Origin of the sequence: Pseudoxanthomonas kalamensis DSM 18571 (assembly GCF_010211745.1) — a bacterium.
Taxonomy (GTDB): Bacteria; Pseudomonadota; Gammaproteobacteria; order Xanthomonadales; family Xanthomonadaceae; genus Pseudoxanthomonas_A; species Pseudoxanthomonas_A kalamensis.
Map to the genome: position 1 here is coordinate 402,396 of NZ_PDWQ01000001.1, position 14,503 is coordinate 416,898.

Annotated in this window: 11 protein-coding genes; 8 read left to right on the forward strand and 3 right to left on the reverse strand. The window is 67.2% G+C overall.

All coding sequences use genetic code 11. The annotated features are described in order from the left end of the window. Positions 1-18 precede the first annotated feature (18 nt). The 8 genes from CSC70_RS01785 (at position 19) to CSC70_RS01820 (ending at position 11,058) form a co-directional block, all read left to right on the forward strand. The gene (locus tag CSC70_RS01785) at positions 19-1,653 is read left to right on the forward strand and encodes a TldD/PmbA family protein (RefSeq protein WP_162454916.1); all 1,635 of its coding nucleotides are present in this window, start codon (positions 19-21) and stop codon (positions 1,651-1,653) included. A 21-nt stretch (positions 1,654-1,674) separates the two neighbouring features. Further along, positions 1,675-3,009 (forward strand): TldD/PmbA family protein, encoded by a 1,335-nt coding sequence (locus CSC70_RS01790; protein WP_162454917.1) that lies wholly within the window; start codon positions 1,675-1,677, stop codon positions 3,007-3,009. A 182-nt stretch (positions 3,010-3,191) separates the two neighbouring features. Then, a complete protein-coding gene (locus tag CSC70_RS01795; RefSeq protein WP_425501496.1) occupies positions 3,192-3,902 on the forward strand; it encodes a DUF4159 domain-containing protein in 711 nt (236 codons plus the stop codon). A 17-nt stretch (positions 3,903-3,919) separates the two neighbouring features. Then, a complete protein-coding gene (locus CSC70_RS01800) occupies positions 3,920-4,918 on the forward strand; it encodes an AAA family ATPase (protein ID WP_162454918.1) in 999 nt (332 codons plus the stop codon). Between the two features lie 20 nt (positions 4,919-4,938). After that, positions 4,939-5,835 (forward strand): DUF58 domain-containing protein, encoded by an 897-nt coding sequence (locus CSC70_RS01805; RefSeq protein WP_211369389.1) that lies wholly within the window; start codon positions 4,939-4,941, stop codon positions 5,833-5,835. Then, positions 5,832-7,004, forward strand: a complete 1,173-nt coding sequence (locus CSC70_RS01810) for a BatA domain-containing protein (protein ID WP_162454919.1) — start codon at positions 5,832-5,834, stop codon at positions 7,002-7,004. Before CSC70_RS01805 ends, CSC70_RS01810 begins: the two co-directional genes overlap by 4 nt. Continuing rightward, on the forward strand, positions 7,001-9,223 hold the full coding sequence (locus tag CSC70_RS01815) for a DUF4175 domain-containing protein (RefSeq protein ID WP_246189291.1): 2,223 nt from the start codon (positions 7,001-7,003) through the stop codon (positions 9,221-9,223). The genes CSC70_RS01810 and CSC70_RS01815 overlap by 4 nt, the downstream gene beginning before the upstream one ends. Then, on the forward strand, positions 9,220-11,058 hold the full coding sequence (locus tag CSC70_RS01820; RefSeq protein ID WP_162454921.1) for a carboxypeptidase regulatory-like domain-containing protein: 1,839 nt from the start codon (positions 9,220-9,222) through the stop codon (positions 11,056-11,058). Before CSC70_RS01815 ends, CSC70_RS01820 begins: the two co-directional genes overlap by 4 nt. 52 nt (positions 11,059-11,110) lie before the next feature. On the opposite strand, the gene CSC70_RS01825 is transcribed toward CSC70_RS01820, so the two are convergent. From CSC70_RS01825 to CSC70_RS01835, 3 genes are all read right to left on the reverse strand, one after another. Then, the gene (locus CSC70_RS01825; protein ID WP_162454922.1) at positions 11,111-12,313 is read right to left on the reverse strand and encodes a TonB family protein; all 1,203 of its coding nucleotides are present in this window, start codon (positions 12,311-12,313) and stop codon (positions 11,111-11,113) included. Beyond that, positions 12,303-12,671, reverse strand: coding sequence for a BlaI/MecI/CopY family transcriptional regulator (locus CSC70_RS01830; protein ID WP_162454923.1), 369 nt, complete (start codon positions 12,669-12,671; stop codon positions 12,303-12,305). The genes CSC70_RS01825 and CSC70_RS01830 overlap by 11 nt, the downstream gene beginning before the upstream one ends. A 113-nt stretch (positions 12,672-12,784) precedes the next feature. Beyond that, positions 12,785-14,470, reverse strand: a complete 1,686-nt coding sequence (locus tag CSC70_RS01835) for a M28 family metallopeptidase (RefSeq protein ID WP_162454924.1) — start codon at positions 14,468-14,470, stop codon at positions 12,785-12,787. Positions 14,471-14,503 lie beyond the last annotated feature (33 nt).

The window sequence follows — 14,503 nt, forward strand, 5'->3', positions numbered from 1 at the left end:
CTTTACCGGAGAGCCGCCTTGCACAGACGTGACTTCCTCATCCTCAGCGGCCTCGGCCTGGGCGGCGCCGCCCTGCCAGCCATGTTCGGCAAGGCCATCGCCGCCGAACAGCTGCTGTCCACCCTGGATCCGGCCCACAAGAAACATCTTGCCGACGCCGCACTGGCGGCGGCGAAACAGGCCGGCGCCAGCTACTGCGACGTGCGTATCGGCCGCTACCTGCGCCAGTTCGTCATCACCCGCGAGGACAAGGTGCAGAACGTGGTCAACACCGAGTCCACCGGCACCGGCGTTCGGGTGATCGCCGACGGTGCCTGGGGCTTCGCCGCCACCCACCGGCTGACCGCCGACGGCGTCGCCGAGGCTGCGCGCCAGGCCGTCGCCATCGCCAAAGCCAACAGCAAGACCCAGACCGCGCAGGTGCAGCTGGCCGCGACTCCCGGCGTGGGCGAGGTCAGCTGGAGGACCCCGATCAAGAAGAATGCGATGGAAGTGCCGATCAAGGACAAGGTCGAGCTGCTGTTGTCGGTCAACGCCGCCGCGCAGAACGCCGGCGCCGACTTCGTCAATTCGATGCTGTTCCTGGTCAACGAGCAGAAGTACTTCGCCAGTACCGACGGCTCCTACATCGATCAGGACGTGCACCGCATCTGGACGCCGATGACGGTCACCGCGATCGACAAGGACAGCGGCAAGTTCCGCACCCGTGACGGGCTGTCGGCGCCGATGGGTCTGGGTTACGAATACCTGGACGGTGACGCGGCGCAGAAGTTCGTCACCCCCAATGGCGTGGTCAATTACGGCATGTCCTACGACATGCTGGAAGATGCGGTCGCCGCGGCCAAGCAGGCGCGCGCCAAGCTCAGCGCGCCATCGGTCAAACCCGGCAAGTACGACCTGGTGCTGGATCCCTCGCATACCTGGCTGACCATCCATGAATCGGTCGGCCACCCGACCGAGCTGGACCGCGTGCTCGGCTACGAAGCCAACTACGCCGGCACCAGCTTCGCCACCCTCGACAAGCGCGAGGCCGGCTTCCGCTGGGCCAGCGAGCAGGTCACCATCGTCGCCGACAAGACCCAGCCCGGCAGCCTCGGCTACGTCGGCTACGACGACGAAGGCGTCAAGACCAAGCAGTGGGACCTGATCAAGGACGGCATCCTGGTCGACTACCAGACCATCCGCGACCAGGCCCACATCCTCGGCAAGACCGCCTCCGACGGCTGCTGCTACGCCGATTCCTGGTCCAGCGTGCAGTTCCAGCGCATGGCCAATGTCTCGCTCGCCCCCGGCAAGGCCAAACTCTCGGTCGCCGACATGATCAAGGACGTCGAGGACGGCATCTACATCATCGGCGACGGATCGTTCTCGATCGACCAGCAGCGCTACAACGCCCAGTTCGGCGGCCAGCTGTTCTACGAGATCAAGGACGGGCAGATCACTCGCCAAATCGAGGATGTGGCCTACCAGATCCGCACCCCGGAGTTCTGGAACGCCTGCTCGGCGATCTGCGACGACAGCGACTACCGCCTGGGCGGCTCGTTCTTCGACGGCAAAGGCCAACCGGGACAGGTTTCGGCGGTCTCGCACGGCTCGTCCACCGCCCGCTTCGACGGCATCAACGTCATCAACACCGCCCGTTCGCTCGGCTGACGATCCAGGAGAATCCACGACATGAGCATCTTCACCGAAGCGCAGGCCAAGGCCATCCTGGACAAGGTCATCTCGCTTTCCACCGCCGACGAATGCACCGCCGAGCTGAACGGCACAACCAACGGCAACATCCGCTTCGCCCTGAACAACGTCTCCACCAGCGGTGTGGTCGACGATGTCGAGCTGGCCGTGCAGGTCGCGTTCGGCAAGCGCGTGGGCACCGCGACGATCAACGAGTTCGACGACGAATCGTTGGCCCGCGTAGTCAAGCGCGCCGAGGATCTGGCCCGGCTGGCGCCGGAAAACCCGGAATACATGCCGATCATCGGCAAGCAGACCTACACGCCCAGCCCGACCTTCAGCGAATCGACCGCGGCGATCGACCCGGACTACCGCGCCCAGGTCGCCGCCGACACCATCGCTCCGTGCAAGGCCGAGAAGCTGATCGCCGCCGGTTTTCTCGAGGACGGCCAGAGCTTCGTCGCCTTCGCCAACAGCAAGGGCAACTTCGGCTACCAGCAAGCCACCAACTTCAACTACACCTGCACCGTGCGCACCGAGGACGGTACCGGTTCGGGCTGGGTGGTGCGCAGCCTGAAGGACGCCAGCGACTTCGACGCCAGCCGCGACATCCAGACCGCGATCCGCAAGGCCAGCGCTTCGGCCGACGCCAAGGCGCTGGAGCCGGGCAAGTACACGGTGGTGCTGGAGCCGGCCGCGGTGGCCGGCCTGATCTCGTTCATGATGAACTTCTTCGACGCCCGCCAGGCCGACGAAGGCCGCAGCTTCCTGTCCAAGAAGGGCGGCGGCAACAAGCTGGGCGAGCAGGTCTACGATCCGCAGGTCAACATCTACGCCGATCCATGGGACCCGGTCGCGCCGGTGCTGCCCTGGGACGGCGAGGGCCTGCCGCGAATCAAGCAGGCGATCATCGAGAACGGCAAGATCGCCAGCCTGGACTATTCGCGCTTCTGGGCGCAGAAGCAGGGCAAGCAGGCGGTCGGCAGCCCCGGCAACCTGTTGATGACCGGCGGCAGCAAATCCACCGCCGAACTGGTCCGCGGCACCGACCGCGGCGTGCTGGTCACCCGTACCTGGTACATCCGCATGGTCGATCCGCAGACCGTGCTGCTGACCGGCCTGACCCGCGACGGCACCTTCTACATCGAGAACGGCGAGATCAAGTACCCGATCAAGAATTTCCGCTTCAACGAATCGCCGGTGATCATGCTCAACAACATCGACGAGCTGGGCAAGCCGGTACGGATCGCCGGCGACGAATCCAGCTACGCGATGCTGCTGCCGCCGATGCGTCTGCGCGATTTCACCTTCACCTCGCTCTCCGACGCGGTCTGAACTACAGCTGCCCTCTCCCGCACGCGGGAGAGGGCCGGGCGAGGGGCCCGACATCATCCGGCGGCATGCCGCCGGCATTTTCCGAGATCCAACGCCCCGCATTTCCGCCCGATGACACCCCTTCCTCTTTCACCCCGACCCGGACCTTCCTCCACTTGCGTGGACGGGGCCGGCTGCGTGCCATGATGACCCGCGCGCAGTTCCTGCGGCTGCTGGCTTCCGGCGCGGGCGCGACCCTGCTGGCCGCGCCGTTGCGCGCCGTACGCGCGGCCGGTGGCTACGACTTCTGGTTCACCCGGCTGAAGTACGACTCCGGCGACTGGGACGTGGACGCGCGGATGCCGTCCAACCTGATCACCTCGCTGATCGACTACACCAAGCTGCGGGTGGATCCGACCGAGCACGTGCTGGCGCTGTCCGACCCCAAGGTGCTCGGCGCCCCGTTCTGCTATCTGGCCGGGCACAAGCTGGTCGAGTTCAACCCGGACGAACGCCGCAATTTCGAGCGCTACGTCCGCAATGGCGGCTTCGTCTTCGTCGACGACTGCAATCACGACATCGACGGCCTGTTCGCCAAGTCGTTCGAAGCGCAGATGGCGGCGATCTTCGGCCCGCGCGCGCTGAAGACCCTGCCGAACAACCACCCGATCTACCGCAGCTTCTTCCGTTTTCCCGACGGACCGCCGGCCACCAGCTTCGAGCTCAACGGCTGGGGCGACGACCTGGTGCACGAATACCTGAAGGGCATCGAGATCGACGGCCGCCTCGGCGTGCTGTACAGCAACAAGGACTACGGTTGCGAATGGGATTACGACTGGCGCAACAAGCGCTTCCTCGCCGAGGACAACACCAAGTTCGCGGTCAACATCGTGATGTACGCACTGAACAACTGACAGGACCGGATACGACCATGCCGCAGGCCATCGACGAAACCCGCATCCAGCACCAACTCGCCCGGCTGGGACAGCTGCGCGAAGCCATCGCACAGGCCGTGGTCGGCCAGAACGAGGTGGTCGAGCAACTGCTGATCGGCCTGCTGGCCGGCGGCCACTGCCTGCTGGAAGGCGTGCCGGGGCTGGGCAAGACCCTGCTGGTGCGGTCGCTGGGGCAGGCGCTGGAACTGCAGTTCCGCCGCGTGCAATTCACCCCCGACCTGATGCCCAGCGACATCCTCGGCACCGAGCTGCTGGAAGAGGATCACGGCACCGGCAAGCGCCACTTCAAGTTCCAGCCCGGCCCGGTGTTCACCCATCTGTTGCTGGCCGACGAGCTGAACCGCACGCCGCCCAAGACCCAGGCCGCGCTGCTGGAGGCGATGCAGGAGCGCACGGTCAGCTACGCCGGCGTCACCCATACCCTGCCCAGGCCGTTCTTCGTGCTGGCCACCCAGAACCCGGTCGAACAGGCCGGCACCTATCCGCTGCCGGAAGCGCAGCTGGACCGCTTCCTGCTGCACGTGCGGGTCGAATACCCGAGCGAGGCCGAGGAACAAGCGATCCTGGCCCAGACCACCGGCAGCGGCGGGCAGGAAGTGCCGCGGGTGATGCACGGCGAAGAGATTCTCGAATTGCAGGCGCTGGTCCGCCAAGTGCACCTGGGCGAAGACTTGCTGGCCTGGATCACCCGGCTGGTACGCGCCAGTCGCCCCGGCGACGGTGCGCCGGAAGCGGTGCGCAAGTACGTGCGCTGGGGCGCCGGCCCGCGCGCCGGGCAATCGCTGGTGCTGGCGGCCAAGGCGCGCGCGCTGCTGCATGGCCGCCTCGCCGCCACCCGCGAGGACGTCGTCGCGCTGGCCGCGCCGGTCATGCGCCATCGGCTGCTGTTGTCGTTCGCCGCCGAGGCCGAACAGCAGGATGCCGATGGCGTGATCGCCGCGCTGCTGGCCGCGATTCCGTTCCCCGGCGCCTGACCCGACCGCGGACGCTTCCGGTGAGCGGCGAACTGATTCCGCCCGCGCTGCGCATTCGCCTTGGCGAACTGCGCCTGACCTCGCGCCATGCCATCGGCGTGCAGGGCATCGGCCTGCATCACAGCCGCAGTCGCGGCGCCGGACTGGAATTTGCCCAATACCGCGCCTACGAACCGGGCGACGAACTGCGCCAGATCGACTGGAAACTGTACGCGCGCTCGGACAGGTTCTTCGTCCGCGAATCCGAACGCGAAAGTCCGCTGGACGTGTGGATCCTGCTCGACGCCAGCGCTTCGATGGCGCAGGCGGACGGCGGACGGCCGCAGTGGTCGCGCCTGGATGCCGCGCGCTGCCTGGCCGCCTGCCTCGGCGAACTGGCGCTGCGCCAGGGCGACCGCTTCGGCCTGGTCGGCCTGCATGTCGATGGCCTACGCCTGCTGCCGCCGGACACCGGCACCCGCCAGCGTGATCGCCTGCATCTGGAACTGCGCGCGCTGCGCGCCGGCGGCGCGTTTCCGTCCGAAGAGCGGCTGACACCGCTGTGGGAGCGCATCGGCAGCCGCGACCTGGTGGTCCTGCTCAGCGACTGTTTCGACGACAACGCGGTCGCGCTGGCCGAACGGCTGGCGGCGGCGCGGCGCGAAGTGCTGGCGATCCAGTTGCTGACCGTCGAGGAGCGCGATTTCCCGTTCCGCGGCGGCCATCGCTTCCACGATCCGGAAACCGGCGAGGAATTGCTCGGCGACGGCGCGGCGATGCGCGAGGAATACCTGGCCCGCTTCGGCCGGGCGCAGGCGACGCTGGATGCGCGCTTCGATGCCGCCGGCATCCGCCATGCGCGCTACGTGCTGGACGAAGCGCCCGACCTGCCGCTGCGCAAGTTGTTCGGCCGCCATGACGCGGCGGAGTACGCATGAGCCTGTCGCTGCTGCTGCCCGCCGCCCTGGCCGCGCTCGGCGCACTATTGATTCCGTTGCTGCTGCATCTGGCCCGGCGCAGCGAGATGCGTCCAACGCCGTTCGCCGCGTTGCAATGGTTGCGGCAGAAGCCGCGCCCGCGCCACCGCATCCGCTTCGACGAATGGGCGCTGCTGCTGCTGCGCCTGCTGCTGCTGGCCGGACTGGCGGTGTGGCTGGCGCAACCGGTCTTGCTCGGTCGCGAAGACCCGCGTCCCTACGTGGCCATCGCGCCGGGCGTCGATGCCGCCGCTCTCGATCGCGACAGCCTGCCCGCCGATGCCCGCCTGCACTGGCTGGCCGAAGGCTTCCCGGCACGGGAGCAGGAGGTTCCCGCTCCCGCCAATGCCATGCCGCTGGCCAGCCTGCTGCGCCAGCTGGACGCCGAATTGCCGGCCGCGACACCGCTGACCGTGATCGTACCCGAGCACTTCGACGGCGCCGACGCGCAACGACCGCGGCTGTCGCGCCAGCCGGACTGGCGCATCGTCGCCGCTACGGCCGACAACGACGCACGCAAACCGACCCCGCCGGCACGGCCCTTCGTCCGTTATCGCGAAGACGCCAAAGGCCTGCGCTATCTGCGCGCCGCCGCCCGCGCCTGGCGGACCGATGCCGAAACCGCAGACGATGCAGCGCTGTCGTTCGCGCCAGCCTCGCAACCGCTGGAAGCCACGTCACGACCGTTGCTGTGGCTGGGTGGCGGCGAGCTCCCGGCCGCGGTCGCGGACTGGATCGAGTCCGGCGGCACCGCCCTGGTGGATCGCGACACTGTGATCTCGGCGAACCCGTCGTTCGTCCCGTTGTGGCGCGATGCGCAAGGACGGACACTGGTCGAAGGCACTGCCCAGGGCCGTGGCCGCCTGCTGCGTTTCGCATTGCCACTGCAACCGCAGGCGATGCCGGTGCTGCTGGAACCCGAATTCCCGCAACGCCTGCTGGCCTTGTTGCAACCGGCCAGCGCCGCACCGACACGGGCCGCCGCCGAAGCCTATGCCCCGACCGCCGATGGCGAGGCCTACCCGCAACCGCCGCTGTCGCTGCAACCGTGGCTGGCGGTGTTGCTGGCATTCCTGTTCCTGCTGGAGCGCTGGCTGGCCACCCGCCGCACGCGGGGGCCGTCGCCATGACCCTGCCGCCGCTGCCGCGCCGCCTTCTGCAACAGGCGCAACGTCGCCGGCTGGGCATCGACCTGGCCTTCGTCATGCCGTTGCTGTTGGCACTGGCCGCCGTGGCCTGGCGCTTCGGCGGCACAATGGCGGCCATCGTCATGGTCGCGATCAGCGCGCCGATCGCCTTCGCACTGCTGTGGCAGCGCTGGCGACGGCACGATCCGGTCTGGTTGCAGCGCCGGCTCAACGACGAACGCGCCGGCATGGAAGACAGCGCCGACCTGCTGCTGGCCGATGCCGATGCGCTGGCTCCACTGCCGCGCATGCAGCAACAGCGCCTGCAGCAACGACTGGCCGCCGACCCGCTGGACCTGCGTTCGCCGTGGCCGTGGCGCACGCTGCTGCCAAGTGCCGCTGTGCTGCTGGCGATCGCAGCCTTCGCGCTGTGGTGGCCGCGCACGGTGCCGGTGCCTGCCGATGCGACACGGCCGTCCACCGCCACACCGGACACCGTGATGAAAGCACCGCCGCGATTGGTCGAATCACAGCTGCGCGTACAACCGCCGGCGTACACCGGACTGTCGGCGCGCAACGGTGCCGACCTGCAGGTCAAGGCACCGCAGGATTCGCGCCTGCACTGGTCGCTGCGCTACGACGGAACCCCGGACGCGGTGGCCCTGGTCTTCCACGACGGCAAGCGCCTGCCGCTGCAACTGCGCGACGATGCCTGGCAAGCCGATGCCGTACTGGACGAATCGGCGCTGTACCGCATCGAGGCGACCGGAGTGATCGACGAAACCCGACGACTGTATCGCCTGGACGCCATTCCCGATCGGCCACCGCAAGTGCGGGTGTTGCAACCCGACCGCAGCCTGACCCTGATGACGCCGGGCCAGCGCCAGTGGGACGTCGCCTTCGAAGCCGACGACGACTACGGCGTGGCCAACAGCGCGCAACTGCGCGTGGTGCTGGCCCAGGGCAGCGGCGAGAACATCACCTTCAAGGAATCACGGATCGCACTGGCCGGCAGCGGCGCGACGGCGCGCAAGCGCTTCTCCCGGCGACTGGATCTGGCCACCCTCGGCCTTGCCGAAGGTGACGACCTGATCGTGCAACTGCTGGTCAACGACAACCGTCGTCCGCAGCCGCAGGAAACGCGCAGCCCCAGCCTGATCCTGCGCTGGCCGACCGGGCTCGGCGCGGCGCCGACCGGCATCGAGGCCGTGGTCAAGCGGACCCTGCCGGCGTATTTCCGCAGCCAGCGGCAGATCATCATCGACGCCGAAGCCCTGCAGAAACAGAAGCGACAACTGGACGAACCGAGCTTCGTGCAGCGTTCGGACACGATCGGCGTGGACCAGCGCATCCTGCGCCTGCGCTACGGCCAGTTCCTCGGCGAGGAAGCCGAGGGTGCGCCACAACCACCACCGCTGCCGGTCGCGGATGACGATCACGATGACGATGACCATAACGACGACGATGGTCACGATCATGACCTTGAGCACGCAGAAGAACCCGCCTCACCGGTCGCCGACCTGCACGATCATGATCACGATCATGGCGGAGCCGACACCGACGCCTCGCCGATATTCGGCAGCGCCGAGGACGTGCTGTCCGAATACGGCCACACCCACGACCACGCCGAAGCCGCGACCCTGCTGGATCCGGAAACCCGCGCCACCCTGAAAAAGGCGCTGGACCAGATGTGGCAATCGGAACTGCATCTGCGCCAGAGCCGTCCCGACCAGGCGCTGCCCTATGCCTACAAGGCATTGGAGTTCATCAAGCAAGTGCAGCAGGCCAGTCGCATCTACCTGGCCCGGGTCGGTCCGCAACTGCCGCCGATCGACGAAAGCCGGCGGCTGGGCGGCAAGCGCGACGGCATCGCTTCGCGCGTCTCGTCGCTGCAACGCCGCGATGACGCCGGCGCACCGGAGATCGAAGCGCTGTGGCAGGCACTCGGCCCGCAGGATGCGGACACCCGCGCAGAGATCGATCTCGACGCACTGGACGACTGGTTGCGCCGGCATCCCGGACGCGCGCCGGATGCACTGTCGCTGTACGCGGCAATCGATGCGCTGCGCCAGCAGCCCGACTGCGACGACTGCCGCGCTGAACTGCGCGGCCTGCTGTGGCCACTGTTGCCGCGCCCGCCCGCCGGCGTCTTGCGCCGCGACAGTGGCAATGCGCAGGGCCAGCGTTATCTGGACGCCCTGCCGGGCGGGGATACACCATGACGCCATCACTCGCCTGCGCCCTGCTGCTGAGCCTGGCCACCGTGCTGGCGTGGCTGCGCCTGTTGCGGTGGCAACGTCGGCGCGAGGCCGGGCAACCGTCGCGCCACGGTCGCCTGATCGTGCTGCTGCTGGCGCAACCCGTGCTCGCCGGCCTGCTGTACCTGGCAATGTTCCCGCCACAGATCGCCACCGAAGGCGGCCGCATGCTGGTGCTGACCGCCGGGGCCACCGACATTCCGCCGGAAGCCGCCGGCGAAACCCGGGTCGCCCTGCCGGAAGCCCCGGCCGTCGTCGGCGCCGAACGCGTGCCCGATCTGGCGACCGCCTTGCGCCGGCATCCGGGCACGCAGGGTTTGCAGATTATCGGTGCCGGGCTGGAAACGCGCGATCGCGATGCCGCGCGCGACCTGCCGCTGATTTTTACCGCGCCGCCGGAACCCAATGGTCTGGTCGAACTGGAAGCGCCGTCACGCGCCGGCAGCGGCGACGCCTTTACCGTGCGGGGTCGCGTGCACAGCATCGACGACGGCCAAGTCGAACTGCTCGACCCCGCCGGTCAGGTGCTGGACCGCCAATCGCCGGACGAAGGCGGCCGTTTCCATCTTGCCGGCACCACCCGCGTGGCCGGCTTGGCGACCTACGCCGTGCGCATCATAGATTCGGACGGCCAGCCATTGGAGCGCATGCCACTGCCATTGCGGATCGATGCCCCGTCGAAATTACGCGTGCTGGTGCTGGCCGGCGCACCGAATCCGGAACTGAAATACCTGCGCCGCTGGATCGTCGATGCCGGCTTCGACCTGCATACCCGCATCGATGCCGGTGCCGGCGTCCAGCTTGGCGACGGTCCGGTAGCAATGGATGCCGCCTCGCTGGGCAAATTCGATTTGCTCGTGCTGGACGAGCGCGCCTGGCAATCGCTGTCGGCCGGGCAACGGCGTGCACTGACCAATGCCGTCGGTTCCGGCCTAGGCCTGCTGCTGCGCGCCACCGGCCCGCTGCCTTCCGACCTGCGGCGTCAACTGCAGACCTGGGGCCTGCGCAGCACGGCCGGTGACAAGCTGATCGACGCGCCACTGGGCGAAGACTTCGACGCCAGCGACGGCGAGCTGTCCGCGCGCCTGCACGCACGCATCGGCCCCGGCACCGCCGATGCGCCGCGCGCACCCGACACTGCGGCCACTGCCCTGCCGGTGCTGCAACGGCGCGACCTGCGCATCACAGGCGAGGCAGCATTGCCGATCCTGCACGATGTCCGTGGGCAGACACTAGCCGCATGGACGGCTCACGGCCGTGGCCGGATCGGCGTGATCGGCGTGACCGACAGCTACCGCCTGGCGCTGGGTGGACGCGGCGACCGCCACGGCGAACTGTGGAGCCGCGTGTTCGCCACCCTTGCCCGCGGCATGCATTCACCGCAGGTCGCGCTGGCCTCGCCCGCCTGGCAGGACAGCCGCATCGTGCTGTGTGAACTCAACGACGGCGCCCGCCTGCTCGCGCCCGACGGCCAGGTCACACCGCTGCTGATCGATCCGATCGTCCCCGGCGCCTGCGCGGCAGCATGGCCGCAGCAGTCCGGATGGCACTGGTTGCAGCAGGGCGAGCAGCGACTGCCGTTCTACGTGTTCGCCCGCGACGACGGCCCGGGCCTGCAGGCCACGCTCCGACGCGACGCGACCCTGCAACTGGCCGCACAGTCGCCTGCATCCGCGCCGACCCGTGCCGGCCAGCCGCGCCGCGGCCCATCCTGGCCGTGGCTGCTCGGCTGGCTGCTGCTGGCCACGGCTCTGTGGTGGTTCGAGCGCAGGAAGCGAGCAGAGAACACAGAAGGTTGAGTGCCCAACAGTTGAAGCACATCGCCCCGATCGTCAATCCAGCTCCCAAGCCTCAACCTTGATTCACGGGTGGCGCTGCTTCCGGTTCGTCGGCTTCGAATGTTACCGGCACCCTGACCCGACCGGTCACAGGTTTGCCGTTCTTGATGGCTGGCTGGAACTTCCATTGCTTCACCGCTTCGAGGGTGGTCGCATCGAAAACGCCCTCCGGTTGCGATTTTTCGATCACCACATTGCTGACGCTGCCATCTTCGGCAACGTCAACCAGCAATATGACTGAACCACTGATCTTTTGTTCTGCCGCCTCGGCCGGATAAACGGGCGCCGGCGTGCGTTCGTTTGTTACGGGCGCATTGGCCCTCGGGGTTTGGACAGGCTGAGCAGCCCAGGCTGCATAGCCACTGGCCAGTACCAGTATCGACACCAGCAGGGCGCCGGCAAATGATCGCTTCGAATTCACAGCATGTTTCTTCAGCATCTCGATTCTCTCCTTGAGCGGGGTGGATGCCTGCCAATGGCAGCCAACAGGCAGGGGTGACGACTCCATATGCGTTTTCAACATGGCGTTGGCATAGCTGCGGCGCTGATCGGGATGGCGTGCGACCACGCGTTCGTCGCAGGCCAGTTCCTGGTCGCGGCGGAAGCGCCGCGCGGCGAAATGCACCAACGGGTTGAACCAGTACAGCGCACGGATCACGGCAAACAATGCATTGGCCTGCAAATCACGGCGTGCGATGTGGATCCTTTCGTGGCACAGGATCAGTTCTTGTTCGACATCGTCGTAACGGGCATCGAAATCCGCCGGCAGCACGACCCGCGGACGCAACGCGCCAATCACGGCCGGTAGACCTTCAGTACCGTTGGCCAGGCACAGGCCGTCGGCGCGCAACTCGCTGCCGCGGATGCTTTGGAGGAAACGCTGCTGCTGCCACCAAAACAATCCTGCGGTCACTACCGCTCCAAGCGCCCAAGTGAAAATCACCAGCACTTGCCAGGACGGCATCGCCGGATTGTCCATAACCAGCGCGGGCTGCAGCACCTCGACCCGCGACAGCAAGGTCATCGGTGTTACCTGCATGCGTGGCGCGGGCAGCAATACCGCCAGCCAGGCGGCCGGCACAAGTGCCCATGCCGCATACGCGATGCTGGCTCCGAAGCGCGACAGCAACGGCTTGCGCAGGCACAACACCAGCAGCATGGCGACACTGATGGCCAGCGTGGTCTCGTACAACGCCTGCAGCAGTTCAGCGTTCATCGTCGATCTCCGCGATCAGCTTCTTCAGCTCGGCTATGTCGGCTTCGCTGAGCTTGCCGCGTTCGCTGAAATGGGCGACCAGCGGGGCAACGCGGCCGCCGAACAACCGCGCCAGCAAGCCTTCACTCTGCTGCGCAACCCAAGCGTCGCGGCGTAACACCGGCGCATACAGGTAACGGCGTCCGTCGCGCTCGGCGCGGATCGCCCCCTTGTTCAACAGCCGGTTCAACAGGGTCTTGATAGTCGGTTCCGCCCAGTCGCTACGCGACGACAGCGCCTCGACGACCTCATCCGCGCCCAAAGGGTGGCGCTGCCAGAGGACTTCCATCACCACGGCTTCGGCTTCGCTGATCGTCATTTTGTTTACGCCTGTAATTTCTATTGATTACACGCGTAAACTTTGCGCCTGTCAAGCGTTTCGACCAACCGGGACGAATCTGCCCGGTGGCGGGCGTCAACGCGGCTTGCCAACTACTCGCGCGCGGCGGCGGTCTTCTCGCGCTCGGCACGGAATTCGCTGCCCGCGTCCCACTGCGGCCAGTCGCTGCCGTTGGCCAAACGCTCGGCCAAGCGGTACACGGTGCGGGTGTCCTCGACCGGGCCGCGCATGTCCCAGCTGTCGTCGAATTCGTCGCAGGGCTGGTGGTAGCAGTTGGCGAAATACTCCGCGCGCGCGGCCTTGCCGCCGGCCACGCCGCCGTCGATCTGGTCCATGCCGGGGCCGATGGTGATCGCCGGCACCCCGGCCTGGGCGAAGGCGAAATGGTCGGCGCGGTAGAACAGGCCCGCTTCCAGGTTCTCGTCCGGCGAATAGCTGCGCCCTTCGCTGCGGGCGACATCGATCAGGTCGCGTTCCAGCGACACCTTGCCGACGCCCCACGAGGAAATGTCTCGGGTCGGGCCGTCCGGACTCCACATCTCGATGTTCAGGTCGGCAATCGTGGTTTCCAGCGGTCGCAGCGGGTGTGCGGCGTAGTACTTAGCGCCGAGCAGCCCGCTTTCCTCGGCGGTGACGGCCAGGAACAGCAGGCTGCGCGCCGGCCGCGGGCCGGTGGCGAACACGCGCGCCATTTCAATCAGCGATGCGATGGAAGTCGCGTTGTCGACTGCGCCATTCACGATGGCATCGCCGCTTTCGTCGGCGTCGGCGATCACGCCGAAGCTGTCCCAGTGTCCGGACAGGATCACCGTCTGCTGCGGTTGCGTGGCGCCGGGCAGCACGCCAGCCACGTTTCGGCTGACGATCTGCTCGCGTTTGACGTCGAACGCCACCGTCGCGGATGCGCCTTCCAGCGCATAACTACTGAAACCGCGCTGTTGCGCCTTCGCTTTCTCGGCGTCGAAATCCAGTCCCGATTCGCGGAACAGCCGTTCGGCGACTTCGCGCTGCATCCAGCCGCGCATCGGCAAGTGGTACTGCGCCGCGTCGGCGCGGACGATGTCGTACTGCGGGCCATTGCGGCCGTTGCGCACGGTCGCCCACGGATACGCCGCCGGCGCGGTTTCGTGCACGATCAAGGCGCCGGCGGCGCCGCGGCGCGCGGCTTCTTCGTACTTGTAGGTCCAGCGTCCGTAGTAGGTCATCGCCTTGCCACCGAAATCGCCTTCGCCGCTTTCGAAATCCGGGTCGTTGACCAGGATCACGACGATCTTGTCCTTCACGTCCACGCCAGCGTAATCATCCCACTGCAGTTCCGGCGCGACGATGCCGTAACCGACGAACACCAGCGGCACATCCTGCAGGTCGACATGATCCCGCGGATACAGCGTCTCCACCGCGATGTCCTCGCCCTGCACGAGCTCGCGTGTGCCGGCCGCGGTGATGAACGATGCCGTCACCGGCCCGTCGATCTGGCTGCGCTCCAGCGTCACCTGCTGGAACCAGCCGCCATCATCACCGGCCGGCTCCAGCCCGGCTTCGGCGAAACGCTCGGCGATGTAGTCGACGGTCTTCTCCTCGCCCGGCGTATTCGGCGCGCGACCTTCGAATGCATCCGAAGTCAGCATGCGCAGGCTTTCAGCGAGGTTGTCGGCCTGGATATCGCCGCCGGGCACAACGGTCGGTCCCGTGTCGGTGGTGACATCGGTTCCGACTTGCGAACAGGAGGCGCAACCCAGCGCCAGCAGCAACGACAGGGAAGAAACAAGAGATTTCATTTGCAGCATGACCTCGAAAAAGCGGCCATTCAA